A 19,554-nucleotide genomic window follows, 5' to 3' on the forward strand; every position below is an offset into this window, starting at 1 on the left:
CCCAATAGTATAGTAATTAATTAAATAATAATTCGTTTGTGGCAAAGTGACAATAGTTTGGCGTGATCAATGCTTCAATTTTGCGTTGAATTTTAGTGGTTGTATTCCCCATGTATGTAGAGGCAGTCTGCTCAACTGAAACTGATTGATAATCAAAATAGCGCTATATCAAGCTTTGAAGCCTGGTATAGCGCTATTGGCAGTTTTAGACCTGTTGATTGAACCGTTATGCTGAAGCTTTGTTGGCATCGTGACGTTTGATCAGCCAACTGGCAACTGCAGCCAAAAGCATCCAGATCAAACCAAACAGACTTATCTTACATCCTAGGGCTAAACCTGGTACGTGGTAGTGCAGGACAACGCGATGAGTTCCCGCAGGCAGGCGCAGACCGACAAAAGCCTGGTTGGTCCGTAACAGAGTGGCCTTTTTGCCATCAACGGTCGCCGTCCAGCCCGTTGAATAAGGAATCGAAGAGGTCAGAATACCGACCCGCGAAGTCGTAATCGTTCCCGAAAGTTGATTGCGCTTGAATTTAACGTTTTTAAGCGCATGTTTTTGAATCTGGCGAACTTCTTGATTGTATTTGGTCCCCAGTTTTTCGGCAACTACTTGATACTGCCATTGATAGGTCCCCAGCTTAGAAGGCTTGAGAGTTAAAGAGGTTGGCATTCCTTTAGCAAAGTAGCCAATGTTCATCGTGCCGTTTTTGACCAGCTTGAAAAATGAAAGCTTGCTCTGTTTAGGCTGTTCTATGGTTTCTGAGCCCAAACGACCGGAAATCTTGATGGCAAAACTCATATCCGGTGAGCCGTTTAAAATGTGATAGCGCCAGAATTTATATTGGTTAAAGCGATGATTGACGATATCGCCCGGATTGGTAGCTTGCTGCTCTTCATGCTTTTGCTCATAGGCAATCTGCTGTTTCATTGAAAATGGCTGATACTTGATCGAGGCAAACTCAACGTGCAGTTCGCTGTCTTTGAGTTGTTTTTTGAATGCCTTGCTGGTCAACTGCGGCAGCTGCAGCTGATAGGTTTCCAGACTGTCAGTATATTTAAGACCGGTTGACTTGATCTTGTTCAAACGATTTGAAACCAGCTGCGACTTAAGTTTGATGACGTTGCCTTTCAAATTGGCAGTCTTCATTCCGTTAGTAGCGCCGCTGTTTTTAGAGCTGACCGTAACCCCACTGGCCAAGGCACGTTCTTTGGCAGTAGGCGACAGTTTCTGGTAGGTCTTTTGGCTGATGTAGGAATCCTGCCAATAAAGCAGCGGAAAGGCATTACTCGTCCGATAGCGATTAGTCGCGGTTGGAACCAGCTGTGTCTGATCGGTCGGGTTGGTAGGCTGCCCGACGTCATAGTTGATTTTGGGTTCGGTAGTAGCATCAAGGAAATAGCCGCCTGGAATCTTATTGGCGTTCTCGCTGTTGCTTTGTACGAACAGATACTTGACGCCAAAGAAATTATTCAAAACGGTTCGGTCATCAACCTGACGCAAAGGGACGTTGGCTTGGTACTGAGTGTTTTGCAGCGAGGTGCTGAACTGTCCCAAGTACTTGTTTTGCAGGGAGTAGTATGAATCGATATTGTGCATCCCTGAGGTCAGATCATTATCCAAAAGCCCACCAGAAGTAATTTGATTGTTGGAGATCGTGGAGACCCGGAAAAATGAGCCGTCGTTTAAGCCTTTTTCCAAGCCGCCATAGCGATTTTCGGCAATCGACTGATACTGACCGCGCACCAATGTACTGTTGGCGAAATTACCGTTATAAGGCGTACCGACATACAGCGCGTTGCAGGCAGCGTTGGCCAAAATAATCGTAACCAGCCAGCGATCAGGATGCGGCGTGCCATGCAGGTTAATAATCCAAAGCATTAACAGCGACATGATCAAAAAGATGATCGGCATAAACATGGTCGTATCGTTTTGGAAAATATAGGTTGCCACCAAGACGACCAGATAGATGCCGGTCGCGCTGGTTAAGATCCAAAGCGTATGCCGATCAAGACGGGTCGCATTCTGCAAAAGCAGGCAGACCGTCATGGCAATCGGCAGATAGATCAGCAGCGTCCAGCGATTGGAGGCCGCCATCATGCCATTGAAAAATGCCCCCACTGCCGGAATCAGCAGCATAACCAATGCCAGTGCCAGACTGATTGATAAAAGCGGAAATTCGCGGGTTCGCGTATAAAGATAGACGATCGCGATAAAGGCAATGCTGACCAAGCCTAATGCCGACCAGAACATAAACGTCCACTGGTCACCATTGATCAGCTGTTTGGGCAGAAACAGATAGTAGTAGAGCGGATAGTGTTTAAGACCATTGGCAAATTCAGAACCGGCACGAGTGGAATTCATAACGGCCATGATTTCTGGAACCAAAAGGCAGGCTGCGACTAGAATGCTGGTAATTGAGGCAAAGGCCAGCTTAGCCAGGGTTTTGCCGTAGCTAAGCGTGGTTCGATAATGAGTTGCCACGCGGAGTACCAGATAGATAAAAGTGCCGATTCCTAAAACATACGCTAGATAGTAGTTGTTGACCAACATCCACAAAAAAGCCAAGGTAAGCGGCCAGGCTGAGCCGTTTTGCAGGACGCGCTCAAGCTGGACGACCAGAATCGGAAACAGAATAAATGTCGTCATGAAAAACGGTTGGGCGATGCTGGCATACAACAGGTATGAGTTCACCATATAGACTATGGCACCACCTAGAATAACGTGGTCGCGAAAAGAAAAATGGCCAGCAAACCAGCAGAACGTCAAACCGACAAAGTACGTTCGCACAACGGTAATGACTTGATAGGCCAGCGTTAGTTTAACTGCTGGGAATAATAATGCCAGATAGGCGAAAACGTCACCAATCGTATAGTAGGAAAAGACCTGGAAAGTATCGGTGCCCAGTCCCATGTTCCAAGACCACCAGTTTAATGGCCGTGTTGGGTGATGGAGCCAGCCCAGAACGACTTTACGATATTCGCCGAGCAGCGGTACGTGCTGATTTAAGGCATCCTTATTCCAGATCAACGTATGTCCGGTGATAGCATAGCTGCCGAACATGAACAGCGCAATCAAGGCAAACATTATCGTATATTTCAGATACAGCATGCGATGATCACGCTTTTCGAATGAGAAGTTCATTGAAATTGCTCCTTAAAATAAAAAGTACACCTTTCTATTTTACTATAGATTTTTGTAAACCTTGCCACTGAAAATATTAAGGTATTTTAATGAATTACTGGTTTTTAAATCAGGTTAGTCTGCAGCGCTCTCAAATCAAGCTGATCGGCTGTTCAAAAATAAGATTGCTAAAAGTATGTTCGCCTGTTAAAATATAAATAGCGAACATATGTTTTGATAGAGCTTAAGGAGGAATCAAGATGTCATTTGCGTTGCTGTATCGATCGCTTAGTCACACGCGCTGGTATTGGTCAGTCAGCCAAAATTTTACCCAAAAAAGCGAGCGGCAGTTTACCTGGGAGTCGGCTGCGGATCTGGCTGCCGACTATCCTAAACTGAGGTCCCACTACCCTACGCTGTTTGCTAAGAAACGTGCCGAGGCCTTTTGGATTTATGATCTCGCGCATGATGATGCAACGCAATTATCGCTTGCTGCAGCTGACAGTGCTGATGTGCCAGCTGATGATGCCCCCAAGCAGAAACCAAAAATGATAAAACAATCGCCATTGATTCACCGACAGCTGTTGATTCAATGGCTTTGCAAACAAGCACGTCCAAACAGCAGGGGAATGATCCCAAAACACCAGAACATTTTGCATTAATGGTAGATGGCAAAAACAATGCGTCTTGCTACTACAGTCGGACACTAAAAAAATTCGTGGTCAAGGTCAATGAGCACGCCTCAGTCTGGGACCGGCGCGACTCTGCTATCGATGTGGGTAAAGAATTGGCAATCAATGATTCATTTTGGCTTGGTCATGCTGAATATGACCGTGCAACATTGCGGTTGGTCAGAGTCGAGGATGACGAACGAATCTGGCCGTAATTGGCTGGGGATGGCTTACCGATGCCAGAGCCAGAACTGATTGATCGGTTCCGCCAAAAAATCAGTGCCCATGTAGATGATAAAGGTCCGGCAGCGTCAACGATGAGTCTGGCCAAGGCAGCACGGCATGAGGTTGAAACGATCGATTTTGAAAGATTCAATTTAAAGAAGATTCTCGAGGCCATTGACTATTTGATCGATGCATTACGGCTTAAAGCAACTGCTGAACGCCAGCTGAAAGTTTTTGACCAATCGATTCTGCAGGACTATCTGCACGTAATTGAACTGACTGAGCTTGACCAGATCGATGCGCAGCGGCTGGTTGCCAGTCTGCAGACAAATCGGCGGGCACGTCGTCAGATTAAAGACCTTAAGATCATCTTATTGGCGCTGGCTAAGTCATTTGATGTTCAGCAGTTCTTGAACATTCTGCTGTCAGAGCCGTCATTGGGCAGTCAATACTATTTTCGTGATTAGGCAACGGCCACACAGATAAAAGAAATGATTCATTAAAAAAGCTGGTGACCGCGGCTTTCAAGTAGAGAATCAGTCACGATAAAACAGCTCTGTCAACAAAAAAAGCCGCCTCTAAAGAAGACGACGTTTAGTTTAGCGTTCAAGGTAGGCAATCAACTGAGGCAGCTGCTGTTCCATTTCAAGCAATCCCTCATCATGAAAGCCGGCCAGTTTTTTGACGTTATTTTCAAATCGGCTGACCTTAACCGGTTTTTGTGGCGTAATGCAGTAAAGCTCTTGATTGGCAAAAGCAGTGTCAATCTCATTGCATCGCTGATTATATACTTCTGGCCGGTTGATGCCTTCTTCGGCAAAAACCGGATAATCTTTGTACTGGCGACGATAAAGCGCCTTGACCAGGGGACTGGAAGACTTTTTGCGATAAGTTGCCTCACGCGTTCTGACGACGACGATCTTATCGAATCCTTGTTCCTTAGCCAGATCAGTCGGGATCGAATCAGCAATTCCGCCATCTAGACAAGGTCCTTGATCAGTCAGCTGCGGCTCAACTAAAAACGGCATTGAACTGGAAGCCTTCAGAGCAGTTACCAAACCTTCCCGCCGGTAGTTTACAAAGTCAATTCGCTCGCCAGTTTCAATTGAGGTTGCCACCGCTGTAAAGTTCGATGCGGAGCGCTCATAGGCATGATGGTCAAATTGATGCCAGTCCCAGCCATGGTCATCAAACAAAAAGTCCAGATTGAGAATGTCTTCGTGATGCAGGCCGCGTTTGAGCGAAACATAGTCAGAATCATGACGGTAGCTGGTGTTGACGTGATTTACATACCCATACTGCTTGGCCACGTAACAGGCACCGCATAAGGCCCCGGCCGAAACGCCAATCACGCTTTTAAACTCGATGTGATGCTTGAGCAGGCAATCCAAGACGCCAGCTGTGTACTGGCCGCGAAAAGCTCCACCCTCCAAAACTAATGCCGCGTTGTAAAGCATTGCAATCCCTCTCTCTTCATGCATTTAATCGTATTGAATATGATTATAATAACACATCACCCAATCAATCAAGGATCATTAAGCCGCAAAAAGACCGCAAAGCCATCGTTGTAAACAGCTTTACGGTCGCAGAATCAAGATTTTTTATTTTGGTTGGCTCACTTTTCCTGTTCTTCAGCCTGTTTTTGAAGCTCACGATTGACCAGTTCGGGATCAGCCTTGCCAGGATTAAGCTCCGTGATTTTACCGGTTGCCGCGTAGATTACCCATTCGACCAGGTTGACAATGTGATCGCCAATCCGTTCCAGCAGATGAATCACGGTAATGTAGTGACTGCCATCCTTAATCAGTTCAGGATGGGCGTGCATGCGGTTGATGATTTTTTCATGGACCTGCACGTATTGTTTATCAACTTCCAGATCCATGTTGGCAACAGAATAAGCCGTCTGTTCATCAGTGTAGACATAGGCATCAAGGGCTTTTTCCAACATGTGACGCACGGTTTCAGCCATTTGAGCGATGTCGTTTTCAATATCTGGCCAGTGTTGGTCCATATCTTTGATGCGGATGGCGTCTCTGGCAATATGAGAGGCATGATCAGCCATTCGTTCCAAATCTGAGCTGGCCTTGAGGATGCTCATGATTGAACGGAACTCGCTTTCTTTTGGTCTCTGAATATTCATCAGTTTAAAGGCGTGCTTTTCCAGATAGGTTTCGCCATCATTGATCAATCGGTCGTTTTCACTGACTTCTTTGGCTAGTGCCACGTCGCGATCAATGAACGCCTTGGTTGCCTTATAAATCTGTTCGGAGGTGTTGATCCCCATTTCCATAAACCGGCCACGCAGTTTTTTTAGCTCGTCGTTAAAAATCTCGTTCATATGATCTCTCTCCTTTATGGGGCATTTTTCTTTCATTACTATACTTGTCTAATGTAAAAAATATGTAAATCTGAGGTAAAATTATCGGATTTTATCGAAATTTCGTAAATATTGCGTTTTAATTAGACTTGATTAGACTTGGAAGAGAAAAGGGGATGGAGAATCATGGAGCAGCGACACTTTCTGCTCATTAGCAAAGACATGGCTTTATATGGAGCAATTGCCGCCGCGTTTGCGGATGAGGGATGGCTGCTGCACCAGACGACCACCGCGGTAGAAGGGGTAGCCAAAATCAAAAAGCACCCATACAGTGGAATTCTATGGGATTTTGACGCTACACCGCTGGACACGATTTTAGCAACGCTGGACGTCATGCGTCAGATGATGAATGGCCCGATCATCATCATGGGCGAGGCGTATAAGCCTAAGGTGCGACGCAAGCTGTTTCGTTTTCATGCCGATGACTGCCTGCCAAGATCGCTCAATGATGCTGAACTGCTGGTACCACTGATCAGACAGCGCTTATGGGTCTATAGTCAATTAAACTCAGAAGAATCATCTAACAACAAGCCACGACGCCCTCACCGTGATGACGTTACGATTGGTAATTTAAGACTGGATTTTGATCATCGCTGTGTTTATGTCAATGATCAAAAAGTAATTTTAACCCCGAAAGAGTTTAAGCTGCTTAAATACCTTTATGATAATCGCAATCAGGTCATCAGCCGCGAACAATTGTTGAACGGCGTCTGGAACTACGATATTTTAGGCACTTCCCGCATGGTTGACATTCACATTAGTCACCTGCGCGATAAAATCGAAAAAGATCCGCATCGCCCTGAATGGATCAAGACGGCACGTGGCTTTGGCTATCTGTTTGACACGGCTCATTTGGATAAGTAGCTTTTTTGTGTCATAATTGACATAAACGATAATTTGAAGGAGAAGAAAATGGCATTTCCTTTTAAAGCGGTGGCCTTTGATATGGATGGCACGTTTCTGCGTGATGACAAGACTTTTGATCGCAAACTGTTCAGCCAGCTGTTGGATCGACTATTGGCCCAAGACGTACATGTCATCGTGGCTAGCGGTGATCAGTATGAGTGTCTGTTGAAATACTTTCCAACTCGGCATGAACAGCTGACCTTTATCAGTGAAAACGGCGCGCACGTTATTGATCATGACAGGGAGCTGATGGTGCAGACCATGGATCCTACGGTAATTGACGAACTGATTCCGTTTATGGTCGAGAAAATGGATCTGGTGCCGTCGCTTTCAGGTCATCAGCACGGCTATATCTCGCCAAACGTTTCAGCATCACGGCTCAAGCGGCTGCAGTTTTATTTTCCCAATCATATTTTTATTGAAGATTTCAAGCAGCTGCCAGCCGATCGTTTCTATCAGATATCGTTTGTTGTTGAGCCAGACAAACTGAAAGGCCAGCTGCAGACCTTGCGCAGCCGGTTTGGCAAGCGGTTAAAGATCACGCCAAGCGGCAACGGTTCGGTTGATTTAATGATTCCTGGTGTTGATAAGGCTCAAGCGCTGCAAAAGATGCTTACTCAATGGCAACTGACGGCTGATGATCTGGTGGCGTTTGGTGATGGCGGCAATGACGTGACCATGCTTAAAATGGCCAGAGTCGGCTGGGCAATGCGGAATGCCAGTGCAACGGTCAAACAGGCAGCTGATTTTACGGCTGATGAAGACAACAATCATGATGCCGTTTTGCATGTTCTGCAGTCCTATCTATAATTAATCAAATATGAATGGCCTTTTGCATAACGTCATGCGGAAGGCTTTTTTAAGAGGTGATCAAATGCATCAAGAATCGCTTTTTGAACAGGCAACGCACGAACCACTGGCTAGTCGTATGCGTCCCCAGACCTTGGATCAGATCGTTGGCCAGCAGCATCTTTTGGCACCTAACCAGATGCTGCGTCGCTTGATTGATGCTGATCGCGTGCCCTCAATGATTCTTTGGGGGCCGCCTGGCGTGGGCAAGACGACTTTGGCACGGGTAATCGCACGGCATACCAAGTCGGAATTCATCTCGTTCAGTGCCGTTACCAGCGGCATTAAAGAAATCAAAGAGCTTATGGTCCAAGCGCAGCAAAACGCGGCTTATGGTCAGCGAACGATCGTATTTGTCGATGAGATTCATCGCTTCAACAAGGCACAGCAGGATGCATTTTTGCCTTACGTTGAGAATGGTAGCATCGTGTTGATTGGCGCGACGACTGAGAATCCATCGTTTGAGATCAATTCTGCTCTGCTTTCGCGCTGCCGTGTCTTTGTGCTGCAGCCGCTGTCAACGGATGATCTGCAAAAGATGCTGCAGCGCGCGGCTCAGACTGGCTTTGCGCGTCCGATTCAGATTGATGATCGTTTATTGAGACAAGTGGCGATTTTTGCGGATGGCGATGCCCGTACAGCTCTCAACACACTGGAAATGCTGGTTGATAATGGTAAGGTTGATGAAAACGGTCGGCTTACGGCAGCGGACAATCTGTTGGAGCAGCTGCTTGGTCATAAAACGCTTAAATATGATAAAAAAGGCGAGCAGCACTATAATCTAATCTCGGCACTGCATAAATCCATGCGTAACTCTGATGTTGACGCGGCCATCTACTGGCTGACGCGCATGCTGGATGGTGGCGAAGACCCATTATATATTGCGCGGCGTTTGGTACGCTTTGCCAGTGAAGACATTGGCCTGGCCGATACCAATGCGTTAAACGTCGCGGTCAATGTCTACCAGGCCTGTCAGTTTCTGGGAATGCCGGAATGCAACGTTCACTTGACGGAATGCGTAATCTATCTGGCGACTACGCCTAAATCCAACGCGGTCTATGCTGCCACGCAAAAAGTCCAAGAAGACGTTGAAAAAACGGCCAATGAGCCAGTACCGCTGCAGATTCGCAATGGAACCACCAAACTCATGAAAGAACTGGGCTATGGCAAAGATTATCAGTACGCGCATGATACGGCGGCTAAAATGACTGCGATGGAAACGATGCCGGCTAATCTCGTGGGGCATCAGTATTATTACCCAACCGAGCAGGGCAATGAGATTCGCTTTAAACGGCGCCTGGCTCAGATCAAGAACTGGAAACGGCAGCACCGTAACGATGATGGGCGAACCCAATAGTTGCAGGACTTTAAGATGGCGCATCAAATAAATAAAAGAGGCATTCTGCTCAAAGCAGCCGAGTGCCTCTTTTTAGTGCCTTTTAGTTGATCAAGACTAGCCGTCCATCACGATCCCGCCATCACAGTCGCCGATCTCGCCGGTAATAAAGCTGGCCGCGTCACAGCCAAAGAACAGGATCATTTGAGCAATTTCAGCTGGTGCCGCGCCACGGCCAAGCGGAATCATACTTAAGACCCGTTGCCGTTTTTGGGGATCAGCTTCCAATGCGGCCGTCATGCCAGTGTGGGTAAAGGAAGGACAGACCGCGTTGGCGTAGATGCCATACTTAGCGCCTTCTTTAGCAATTGCCTTGGTAAAGCCGTTTAAACCAGCTTTGGACGATGCATAGGCCGTCGTTCCCAACAAGCCGCCCCCAATTTTACCGGCTACGGAAGAAACGTTGACGATTCGGCCGCCGCCATTATTCTTGAAGTGTTCCCAGATAGCATGAACGGTATTGAAAGGGCCAGTTAGATTGACGGCCAGCGTCCGATCCCATTCAGCTGGCGATAATTCATCAAACGATTTGGCGCTGATGATGCCGGCTACGTTGATCAAGACATCAATGCGGCCAAAGTCATTTAAGATCTGCTGAAAGGCTGCATCAACGGCATCGCGATTGCTTTGATCCATGGCATAAGGATGGGCGTGCTCGCCAAGCTCAGCAGCGACTTTATTTGCTTCATCAAGCGTTAGGCCAATCAAGGCAACTGAGCCGCCGCCAGCAATGATGCCTTTAGCGACTTCCTTACCGATTCCGCCAGTCGCACCGGTTACGATAACGTTTTTACCATCATAGTCATAGCGCATAATGGATCCCCCTTTAATCAAATACTTGCTTTTATTATAGTCTCAATTGTGAGCAGGGGAGTGAGAAATTGAAATCAATTTCCATTTAATAAACTAGTAGTAATTTACCTTAACTAAACTACAAAAACAAAATAAGACACCACCGGCTTTAGCTATTCATAAACCAGCTTAAGAATCGGCTACGTTTACAACTTTAATTTGACTTTCAGCAGCAAAGATGGAATAATTTGATTCCGATATCTCAAAACGTCTTGACAACTGAAAAAACTGGCGTTGAGGCAATGACTTGATGATCGTCATCGGGATATCGTTGATCATCAGAGAGAGGAATTGATATCATGACAAAGAAAGAAGTCGTAAAAGCCATGAATGATGCAGTATTGGTTCGCATCAACGACTGGCGCTGTGCTCAAGCCTACCTGATTCAAAAAGTCTTGAATGATGGTAAGGTCTTGTTGCGGCGGGCCGACATCTCAGTTGATGGCGAGGCCGTACCGACTGACGAAACCAAGAACGCTGCCTGGAGCGAACTGGAAAAGCTGCAGCTGGACTTTTAGTTCTCAAATCAAAATATTTATGGAAGGTCATCTGCTTTCGATAGATGATCTTTTTTATTGACATAATGGATTATCAGCTGTAGCCTATACTAATTTCTCAATTTATTTTGAGGATTGACTTGAAACTGGTGCATGAGGCTTTGGCAGAGTCGCCCAGCTGGCTGGCTTATCAATGAACCAAGGCGTCAGGCAACGATAGCTGTTTGATTCCTAGCATCAAGGCTTGTAGTGAGTCTTGATCGCGGTGAAAAAAAAGCCGTGTTCCCAGTCAGTCAGGTAAGAGGTTAATAAGTTAAGGCACGATCCGATGCGCGTTTGCAATATCCCATCCACAGTCAATTAGACCTGACAACCTAAGACCCAAAGTGGAACGTCACTAAAAACGTTCGCCGTGATGCTGCAGTGATGCAGCTATAAGCATCGAGGTCGGTCCGAGTCGGTCAAACGGCGGCATCCAATCAATACTTGATGAATGCTTATGCTGACCAAAAGCTGGTGGGTACCGATCCCAGCCCGTGCCTTGTTTAAGCGACAAGAGGTCATGATCGATGGGTCTTGGCTAAGCCTTGTCGAGCACGTTGCCTAATCAACTATTAACTTCACGCCACGCAAACCAATGCGCAAGTCTGAATGCCAGTCTAGCTCAAAGGAAGAGCGGTTGCCAAACGATGCAAGTTCGATTCTTGCGACTGGGTTAGATATCAAACAGCCCTCAAGGCACCTGATGTTTAAGGTGTTTTGAGGGCTGTTGTATTTTTATAGCGATGAATCAGCTGAGCGTTTTAAGCATCCCATAGTCTTCAAATAATTTAGCCAGCTGTAGCAGAACATCTTCGCGACCTTTATTGGCAGTTAATTGAATTCCCTGCGGCAGACCGTCTTTAGCAATGTGAGTGGGTAATGAGATTGCAGGCTCACCAGTCAGGTTGGCGGCTTGCGTAAATGGCGTGCGGCTTAGCGAGTCAAGCCATTGATCATATATCAGCTGGCGTTGTTCTTGTGCTGTCAGTTGATTGATCTTTTGCAGACGCTCATCGAAGACAGCAGCATGCTGCGGTTCATCAATGCGATAAGGGCGGCCAGCCGTTGTCGGAGTCAAAAGCACGTCAAATTCTTCGTGCAGTTTAGCATGGAGAGCACTGGCCTGATCCCAGATGTGCAATGCATTGATATATTCAGTAGCGGTGACGTTCTTACCGGCTTGCCAGAGTGCCCAGGTAACCAATTCAATCTCATTTTGTTTGACGGGACGTTTGATTGATTGTTCAATGCTGGCAAACATGGCAGCCGTTTCGCCTTCATTCATCAAATAATAACTATCAATCAGCTGCCGGCCATCAATCGGATCTTCATAGGGCTGACAGTCATAGCCCAGGTCTTGAAGAAAAGCGACCGCGTTTTTGACGGCTTGCACGGCATCTTCTGTAACCGGGGTTTTTACTGGCGAGGTAGTGGTCCAGCCGATTCTTAGACGTGAGTGATCGTTTGGTTTAAAGGCATCTGGATTGAGTAGCGGGGTTTGGAAGACGGCAGCGGGCTGAACGGTTTGGAGGTTCTCCAGCAAAAGCGCGGTATCTTTAACCGACCGCGTCAATGAAAAATTGATCGATGCGCCTTGCCATGACCGCCAATTGCCAGGACCAACCGGCATGCGGCCACGAGTTGGTTTCAAGCCAATGACGCCACACCAGCTGGCCGGAATTCTGATCGAGCCGCCGCCATCATTGCCCGCAGCGATTGGTACCCAGCCAGCTGCCACGGCCGCGCCGGCACCACCTGATGAGCCGCCGGGCGTGAACTGCGGATTCCAAGGATTGCGGGCTGGACCAAAAAGTTTGGCATCAGTAATGTTCTTATAGCCAAATTCCGGAAAATTTGTCTGACCAATAATGATAAAGCCAGCATTTTGAAGTGCTTTGACAAAATTATCGGTTTCAGCAGCCAGTTGATTGCGAAACAGTCGGCTGCCGTTAGTATCAGGCTCGCCTCTCATTCGCTGACCGAGTCCCTTTAACAGCAAGGGGACGCCTAAAAACGGCTGCCCGTGATCTTTTAGCTGGTCGGCTTCTTTTAGGGCTGCTGCTCTTAAATGAACAACGGCATTGAGGGTAGGATTTTCTACTTGAATCTTATTTAGTGCCATTTCAACCAGGTCACGACTGGTAAGCTGGTGCTGGCGGATCATTTCTGCCAAGCGATAGGCCGGTAACGTCAGTAGATTCATTTAGACATCTCCTTTCAGATTGCGATATTAGTCATTTATAAAGCGGCGTTTCCAGAATCGACCATAGTCTTTGGGCGTTAGGCGTCAGCAGCCGATTAGCACGGGCCGCCAGTGAAATAATAAACTCAGGCTGACTGCCATCCGTCAATGGTAAGGCTGCCAGCCCATCATTGTCATCCAGCGCCAGATCCGTCAAAAAAGAGATTCCGGAATGATTGGCGACCAACGCTTTTAAAATCTGCACATCGCTGGTTTTAAAAACGATTTTGGGACGCACACGAGCCAGACAAGCAGCCTGGCGGAAAGCTTGAGCGTGAACGTATTCGTCATCAAGCGTAATAAACGGATACTGTGCGGCTTGAGCAAATGATACGCCATCTTCAAAAGCTGCCAAAGGGTGATCCTTAGCCACAATAATTCTAATCGGTGCCTTATCGATCACACAGGCTCGCAGACTCGGCTGTTGAAATGGCTGCAGTGAGCCTAACAGCGCCAGATCAAGCTCGCCTTTTGCCAGCAGCTGCAGCAGTGAGGCCGAACCATGATCAACGACTTCCAGCCGATTGAGCAGTCCTGCCTGCAGCAGCGCCGGGGTGAAGCGGGGAAAGTACCAGCTGCCGATGATTGGCGGCAGGCCAAAACTGATGCGTTCCTGTTTGGCGCGGGTCAGTTCTTTTTGGGCAATCTCAAGTTCTTCAATTATACGCTGAACGTGCTGGTCAAATTGAAGACCAGTACTGGTAACCGTTAATTGATGATGCGAGCGATCACGCATGAAAAAAGTCGTTCCAAAGCTTTCTTCAAGTCGTTTGATAGCCATGGTGACGGTTGGCTGACTGATGTTGAAATCTGCTGCGACCTGGGAAAAATTTTTGGTCCTAACCAAATCATGATAATAATATAATTCTTTAATATTCATCGACAAACACCGTCCTGATAGGATTTAAATTTATCATATCAAAAAAATTTATGGATTTGGGTATATTTGACTATGCAGTTGGCCAGTTTTTATAATCGATTGCGAGATATGAGATAAAGATGAATTTTGTTGAAAGAAGATGGAGTGTAATGCGTGGATTTCAAATACTTAATGATCCGTTTTTAAATCGCGGTACTGCTTTTACTGAAGATGAGCGGCGTCAATATGGCTTGATTGGCCTCTTGCCGCCCCGTGTCAAAACGATTGATGAGCAGGCTGCCGAGATGTATGCACTGTACCAAAGCAAGGGATCACTGATTGAAAAGCGTCATTTCTTAATGGAAATCTTCAACCATAATCGGACGCTGTTTTTCAATCTGATGGTTCGGCACATTGATGAATTCATGCCGATCGTCTATGATCCAGTAATTGCCGAGGCGATCGAACGCTATAATGAACGGTTCATGCAACCGCAAGATGCCGCTTATCTGACGGTTGACGACCCAGATACGATTGAACAGCGTCTGCAGAATGCGGCTGATCAGCGGGATATTCGTCTGATCGTGGTTACTGACGCAGAAGGCATTTTGGGGATCGGCGACTGGGGCGTTAACGGCGTGGATATCGCGGTTGGCAAGCTGATGGTCTATACGGCAGCAGCCGGCATTGATCCGCAGCAGGTATTGCCGGTTGTAATTGACGCAGGGACAGATAATCAGCAGCTGTTGGCCGATGATGAATATCTGGGGATGCGGCACCAGCGTCTGAGCGGTGAGGCTTACTTTGCGTATATTGATCGATTCGTTGCCGCGGTTGAAAAACTGTTTCCCAAGAGCCTGCTGCATTTTGAGGACTTTGGTCGCGGTACGGCTGCCCAGATTCTGGACAAGTATCAGGATCGGATTTTGACGTTTAACGATGACATTCAAGGAACTGGCGTCATCGCGCTGGCTGGTGTTCTGGGCGCGCTTAACATTTCTGGACAGTCGATTGCTGAGCAGCGTTTCTTGACATTTGGTGCCGGTACTGCCGGGATGGGAATCGTCAAGATGCTGTACAACGAGCTCATCAAGCAGGGAATGAGTCCCAAAGAAGCCAAGCAGCATTTCTATCTGGTGGATCGTCAAGGACTGCTCTTTGAGGATACGCCGGGACTGACGCCTAAACAACAGGCATTTGTCCGTTCGCGAGATGAGTTTGTTGACGCGGGCGAGCTTACGGATCTGCCGGCAATCATCAAGGCCGTTCAGCCGACGGTAATGATTGGTACGTCAACGGTTCACAATGCCTTTACCGAAGCTGCCATTAAAGAGATGGCCAAACATGCTGATCGCCCAATCATTTTCCCAATTTCCAACCCAACTGAAAAGATCGAGGCCATACCAGCTGACCTGATTAAATGGACCAATGGCAAGGCGTTGGTGGCAACGGGAATTCCTAGTGCTACGGTCGCATACCAAGGCATCGACTACCAGATTGGCCAGGCCAACAATGCTTTGATCTATCCCGGCGTAGGATTTGGTGCTTTGGCCGTTAATGCACGGGTTATCAATGATGAGATGCTGGCTGCTGCCGCGCATGCACTTGGCGGCCTGGTTGACGTCAAGGCTCCTGGGGCACCGGTTCTGCCGCCGGTCAGCCAATTGACTGATTTTTCCAAGCAAGTCGCGATCGCCGTGGCCCAGTCAGCGATTGATCAAGGCCTGGCACAGACTGATCTCAGTGCAGAACAGGCCGTTGCGGCAATGCACTGGCAGCCAGAGTATCAGCCGTTTGATGAACTGCTGGCAAACTACCGCAAATAAAACATTGACTTAGAGTAAAAAAAACAGCGTCAGATTCATGCTTTGTAAGCCGAATTTGGCGCTGTTGCCGTTTATATGAATGATTTTAGTAGACGGCCCCTTCATAGAAGTTGAACGAAGGCTGGTTAAAATTAAAGCTGGCCAGTTCACTCATCTTGATGGCGTTGTCCGCAAAGCCCCATGACATCAGGTTGATCGGCTTGCCCCATTCTTCATCTGGAATTACCAGCAGCACGTACTTGCCATGCGCCTTAGCCCAGGCAATCTCAGTTCCCATGCCGACGTCTTCTTCATCCGGAATGTAGACGGCCAGCGTAACGTCGGTCGTGGTAACGCCCAGGCAGTCGCCCTTAAAGGTAGCCGTGGCCCATTCCTTGTCGTGCAGGTATTCTGGGTGCTCATCGACGCGAATGTTCTTGTACTGATGCTGCAGAGGAACGTAGCTGTTTTCAACGTCAATGGTTGGATTCTGCTCGATTGCCGTCATGGCCGCTTGATAGGCCTGGTTTTGCTTGTCAGTAAACCAGCCGGCGCAAAAATAAATGGTTTTGTTAGTCATCTTAAAATCTTCCCCTTGATTAAAATTACAGTAACTAAGGCAGGGTATTAATTATAACATTAGCCAAATTAAAAAGTAATAGTCTTAGATTTTTAACAATTTAGGAGTCATCAACATGGCCGATTTTAATGTAGCAACTAAACCATTCCCGAAACCTAAACAGCAATTAAGCAAGCTCACGCATGAGTTTGCAGAGCTGATCAACGTCTTGCTTTTGCGTGGCCCAGCTGGTGGCAAACCGAATAATGGTATGCGTTTCATCGTATTTTTCCCAAAAGCTGAATTCAACTTGCTTTTCAAGACGAGCCAGCTGCTGATTTTCAATAACAAAGAAAGTCTGATTGGTTGGTGATGATCCATAGAGCTGGTAGCCGTTTTGCTTGAGACAATCGCGAATTTGATCGGCATATAAAATCGCGGGCCGAGCAATGTCGATGTAGCGGTTATCCTTAAAAAGCTCATCAAACTGAATACCCAAAAGACGGCCCTTGGCTAAGAGCGCGCCATGCTGTTTGATCATCGTAAACAGATGCGGCAATAGTTTTGGGTCTGGAATAACGACGGCTTCACCGATCAAGGCGCCGCATTTGGTTCCGCCAATGTAAAACGCATCGCATAACGTTGCCAGATCTGCCATGGTAACGTCATTTACCGTGCAGGCCAGTGCATATGATAAGCGCGCACCGTCAACGTAAAGTTTCATATCATATTGTTGACAGACGTCGTGAATGGCTTGTAATTCCGATTTAGTATACAGCGTTCCAAATTCAGTCGGCTGTGACAGATAAACCATTCCTGGCATAACCATGTGATCGTGGTTGGCATCGGCTGCGTAATCACCAGCCAATTCGGCAATCTGAGCAGCAGTAATCTTTCCTTCATGACCAGGCAGCGTTAAAACCTTGTGACCGCCTGCTTCAATCGCGCCGGCTTCATGAACGCTGATATGGCCAGTATCTGCGGTTGCTACTCCCTGATAGGGCTGCAGCAGCGCATCAATCATCACGACATTGGCCTGCGTGCCCCCAGCCAAAAACTCGACCTCAGCGTTGGGAGCGTGGCAGGCTTGGCGAATCTTATCCTTAGCCGTCAGTGAGATCTCATCAAAACCATAGCCCGGCAGCTTTTGCCAATTGGTATCAGCAAGCCGTTTTAAGATGCTGGGATGAGCGCCCTCTAGATAGTCAGAAGCAAATGAAAGTTTATCGTGCATATAATTACCTCGCAGTCGATTGTATCCAATTAGATTTATATCGATCATACGCTAAAGACGTGCCGATGACAATTGGGAGCAGTATCGATGCAAGACTTTGGTTTAGTTGATGGATGCTAATTTGGACTAGTCAGCAGCTGAATGATTTGTTAGGATATAAAGTGATTATTAGAATTAAATTAGAAACCGCCATTTCCGAACTGGGATGGCGGTTTTAAATGGAGGGATAAAAATGCCGGGATTAGGAACTATCGTGAACGTAATTGCAATTGCTGCTGCTGGCATAATCGGCTGTCTTGCTGGTGAAAGAATCGCGCCTCGTTTTCAAGACACCTTGATGAAAGCGACCGCAATTGCCGTTTTGTTTTTAGGACTGGGCGGGACGATGGCACAGATGCTCACGTTTAAGCATGGCAGCTTTTCAACGCAGGGAACCATGATGCTGATTGGCAGCCTGGCGATTGGCGGACTAATCGGCGAGTGGCTGCGGATTGAGGATCGCTTTGCCGATTTTGGCGAATGGCTCAAGAAAAAGACCGGCAATGCCAATGATCAAGAATTTATCGAAGCGTTCGTAACCGCGTCGCTGACCGTTTGTATCGGGGCAATGGCAATCGTTGGCTCAATTGAGGATGGGATCTTGGGCGACCATTCGATTCTGTTTGCCAAGGCGATTCTTGATTTTGTAATCGTCTTGGTAATGGCGGCTTCAATGGGACGCGGCTGTGGATTCGCGGCGGTGCCAGTCGGGATTCTGCAGGGAACGGTGACGCTGTTTAGCGAGCTGCTTAAGCCACTGATGACAACGGCTGTGATGAACAACATCTCCTATATCGGTTCCGTATTGATCTTTTGCGTTGGCATCAATCTTTTGTGGGGCAACAAGATTCGCGTGGCCAATCTCTTGCCAGCACTGGTAATTGGCGCGGTCTGGGTCGTCTTTTAATCAATCAGACGACTATGGAATCACGCTTGCTTAGGCATCCCATCGGTAATTTTAATCTGATCGAGCAGCTGACGCAGGGCTGGATTATGATTATCGCTGCGGTAGACGAGGTTGAAGGTAAAGCGTTGGTCAGAGGCATCCTTGATCGGCCAATAGCGGATGTGGCGGCTGGTCCTATCGTAAGCCTTGATCAGCTCGCGGGGGTAAAATGCTAGTGCCTTGCCCAGACTGACCAGCATCTGCATGTGTTCAAACGAAAAGACGCGCTCGACGTTTAAAGCCTGGCTATTTAATCCCAGACTTTCTAGAAAGGCCCGCTTGAGATAGGATGATTCTTCATTGCTGTAATAGATGATCGGGTAGCGCCGCAGCTGTTCAATGGAAACGGCATCTTTGATCGGCAGTCGTTCACTGGCGCCGATCACCATCTGATCCGTGTGCAGCAACGCGGTTTTTAGGCCCATCTTGGAAAATTCCTGGTCAAAGCCGTAATGATCCATCACCACAGCGCAATCCAGATCATTCATCAAGACATCGGTAATGACGTGTTCGGGACCAGCTTCAGCAATAAAAACGTCAATGTTGGCATCCAGTTCAAAGATCAAGTCGCGCAGCAGCAAAGTGTCAAAAGGTGAGAAGTACCCAATCGTTAAGCGATGCCGCGATCGTTCGTCAAAATGCTGAACAGCCTGATTGGTATCGTTGATCATTCTCAAGATAACCTGACAGCGCTCCTTAAAGAAACCGCCAGCCGTTGTCAGAGTAACTTGATTCTTGCCACGCGTAAACAATTTGACGTTGAGTTCATCTTCTAAACGCTTCATCTGTCTTGAAACGGCCCGTTGTGAAACGTAATGTGCCTGCGCGACTTTTTGAAAGCTGCCCAACTCGCTGACTTCCATAAAGATTCTTAACTGATCGAGATTCAAGTTTTTCCCTCCTGCCTGCCGAATGAAATAGTTCGGGTGTCGGC

At 47.4% G+C, this 19,554-nt stretch carries 18 protein-coding genes and 1 tRNA gene; 10 read left to right on the forward strand and 9 right to left on the reverse strand.

Features of this window, described 5'->3' with window-relative positions; all coding sequences use genetic code 11:
• Positions 1-226 precede the first annotated feature (226 nt).
• Entirely contained in the window at positions 227-3,142 is a 2,916-nt protein-coding gene (locus H0G69_RS04575) for a YfhO family protein (protein ID WP_180305298.1), read from the reverse strand.
• A gap of 239 nt (positions 3,143-3,381) precedes the next feature.
• Here H0G69_RS04575 and H0G69_RS04580 point away from each other — a divergent pair, with 239 nt between their 5' ends.
• From H0G69_RS04580 to H0G69_RS04590, 3 genes are read left to right on the forward strand one after another with little or no spacing between them, the layout of a single operon-like run.
• A complete protein-coding gene (locus H0G69_RS04580; RefSeq protein WP_180305299.1) occupies positions 3,382-3,783 on the forward strand; it encodes a hypothetical protein in 402 nt (133 codons plus the stop codon).
• Entirely contained in the window at positions 3,783-4,007 is a 225-nt protein-coding gene (locus tag H0G69_RS04585) for a hypothetical protein (protein ID WP_180305300.1), read from the forward strand. Before H0G69_RS04580 ends, H0G69_RS04585 begins: the two co-directional genes overlap by 1 nt.
• Before the next feature lie 21 nt (positions 4,008-4,028).
• Complete coding sequence (locus H0G69_RS04590; RefSeq protein WP_180305301.1) at positions 4,029-4,484, forward strand: hypothetical protein; 456 nt, start codon at positions 4,029-4,031, stop codon at positions 4,482-4,484.
• 132 nt (positions 4,485-4,616) lie between these two features.
• Here the strand turns inward: H0G69_RS04590 and H0G69_RS04595 are convergent, their stop codons facing one another.
• Both H0G69_RS04595 and phoU read right to left on the reverse strand, forming a co-directional pair.
• Entirely contained in the window at positions 4,617-5,474 is an 858-nt protein-coding gene (locus H0G69_RS04595) for a patatin-like phospholipase family protein (RefSeq protein ID WP_180305302.1), read from the reverse strand.
• A 158-nt stretch (positions 5,475-5,632) separates the two neighbouring features.
• Positions 5,633-6,355: a phosphate signaling complex protein PhoU gene (gene phoU / locus H0G69_RS04600; RefSeq protein WP_180305303.1), complete on the reverse strand. Its 723-nt coding sequence runs from the start codon at positions 6,353-6,355 to the stop codon at positions 5,633-5,635.
• Between the two features lie 165 nt (positions 6,356-6,520).
• Here phoU and H0G69_RS04605 point away from each other — a divergent pair, with 165 nt between their 5' ends.
• The 3 genes from H0G69_RS04605 to H0G69_RS04615 all read left to right on the forward strand — a co-directional run bounded on the left by H0G69_RS04605 (position 6,521) and on the right by H0G69_RS04615 (position 9,506).
• Positions 6,521-7,258: a winged helix-turn-helix transcriptional regulator gene (locus H0G69_RS04605; protein ID WP_180305304.1), complete on the forward strand. Its 738-nt coding sequence runs from the start codon at positions 6,521-6,523 to the stop codon at positions 7,256-7,258.
• 48 nt (positions 7,259-7,306) lie between these two features.
• On the forward strand, positions 7,307-8,110 hold the full coding sequence (locus H0G69_RS04610) for a Cof-type HAD-IIB family hydrolase (protein ID WP_180305305.1): 804 nt from the start codon (positions 7,307-7,309) through the stop codon (positions 8,108-8,110).
• A 64-nt stretch (positions 8,111-8,174) separates the two neighbouring features.
• Positions 8,175-9,506, forward strand: a complete 1,332-nt coding sequence (locus H0G69_RS04615; protein WP_143113296.1) for a replication-associated recombination protein A — start codon at positions 8,175-8,177, stop codon at positions 9,504-9,506.
• A gap of 96 nt (positions 9,507-9,602) precedes the next feature.
• Here the strand turns inward: H0G69_RS04615 and H0G69_RS04620 are convergent, their stop codons facing one another.
• Complete coding sequence (locus H0G69_RS04620) at positions 9,603-10,358, reverse strand: SDR family NAD(P)-dependent oxidoreductase (RefSeq protein ID WP_180305306.1); 756 nt, start codon at positions 10,356-10,358, stop codon at positions 9,603-9,605.
• 338 nt (positions 10,359-10,696) lie between these two features.
• On the opposite strand from H0G69_RS04620, the gene H0G69_RS04625 reads away from it, so the two are divergent.
• Together H0G69_RS04625 and H0G69_RS04630 are read left to right on the forward strand one after the other, a co-directional pair.
• The gene (locus tag H0G69_RS04625; protein WP_180305307.1) at positions 10,697-10,915 is read left to right on the forward strand and encodes a hypothetical protein; all 219 of its coding nucleotides are present in this window, start codon (positions 10,697-10,699) and stop codon (positions 10,913-10,915) included.
• A 632-nt stretch (positions 10,916-11,547) separates the two neighbouring features.
• A tRNA-OTHER gene (locus H0G69_RS04630) sits at positions 11,548-11,610 on the forward strand.
• Positions 11,611-11,684: 74 nt separating this feature from the next.
• Here H0G69_RS04630 and H0G69_RS04635 read toward each other — a convergent pair.
• On the reverse strand, positions 11,685-13,139 hold the full coding sequence (locus tag H0G69_RS04635; protein WP_180305308.1) for an amidase: 1,455 nt from the start codon (positions 13,137-13,139) through the stop codon (positions 11,685-11,687).
• 31 nt (positions 13,140-13,170) lie between these two features.
• Positions 13,171-14,058 (reverse strand): LysR family transcriptional regulator, encoded by an 888-nt coding sequence (locus H0G69_RS04640; protein ID WP_180305309.1) that lies wholly within the window; start codon positions 14,056-14,058, stop codon positions 13,171-13,173.
• A gap of 149 nt (positions 14,059-14,207) precedes the next feature.
• Here H0G69_RS04640 and H0G69_RS04645 point away from each other — a divergent pair, with 149 nt between their 5' ends.
• The gene (locus H0G69_RS04645; protein WP_180305310.1) at positions 14,208-15,863 is read left to right on the forward strand and encodes a malolactic enzyme; all 1,656 of its coding nucleotides are present in this window, start codon (positions 14,208-14,210) and stop codon (positions 15,861-15,863) included.
• A gap of 85 nt (positions 15,864-15,948) precedes the next feature.
• Here the strand turns inward: H0G69_RS04645 and H0G69_RS04650 are convergent, their stop codons facing one another.
• Positions 15,949-16,422 carry a nucleoside 2-deoxyribosyltransferase gene (locus H0G69_RS04650; RefSeq protein WP_180305311.1) on the reverse strand — a complete coding sequence of 158 codons (474 nt, stop codon included), beginning with the start codon at positions 16,420-16,422 and terminating at the stop codon, positions 15,949-15,951.
• 166 nt (positions 16,423-16,588) lie between these two features.
• On the reverse strand, positions 16,589-17,635 hold the full coding sequence (locus H0G69_RS04655; RefSeq protein ID WP_180305312.1) for a threonine aldolase family protein: 1,047 nt from the start codon (positions 17,633-17,635) through the stop codon (positions 16,589-16,591).
• 232 nt (positions 17,636-17,867) lie between these two features.
• On the opposite strand from H0G69_RS04655, the gene H0G69_RS04660 reads away from it, so the two are divergent.
• Positions 17,868-18,581 (forward strand): DUF554 domain-containing protein, encoded by a 714-nt coding sequence (locus H0G69_RS04660; RefSeq protein WP_180305313.1) that lies wholly within the window; start codon positions 17,868-17,870, stop codon positions 18,579-18,581.
• Between the two features lie 20 nt (positions 18,582-18,601).
• On the opposite strand, the gene H0G69_RS04665 is transcribed toward H0G69_RS04660, so the two are convergent.
• Positions 18,602-19,510 carry a LysR family transcriptional regulator gene (locus tag H0G69_RS04665; protein ID WP_180305314.1) on the reverse strand — a complete coding sequence of 303 codons (909 nt, stop codon included), beginning with the start codon at positions 19,508-19,510 and terminating at the stop codon, positions 18,602-18,604.
• Positions 19,511-19,554: the final 44 nt, after the last annotated feature.

The sequence above is a fragment of the Limosilactobacillus mucosae genome, from assembly GCF_013423865.1.
Taxonomy (GTDB): domain Bacteria; phylum Bacillota; class Bacilli; order Lactobacillales; family Lactobacillaceae; genus Limosilactobacillus; species Limosilactobacillus mucosae.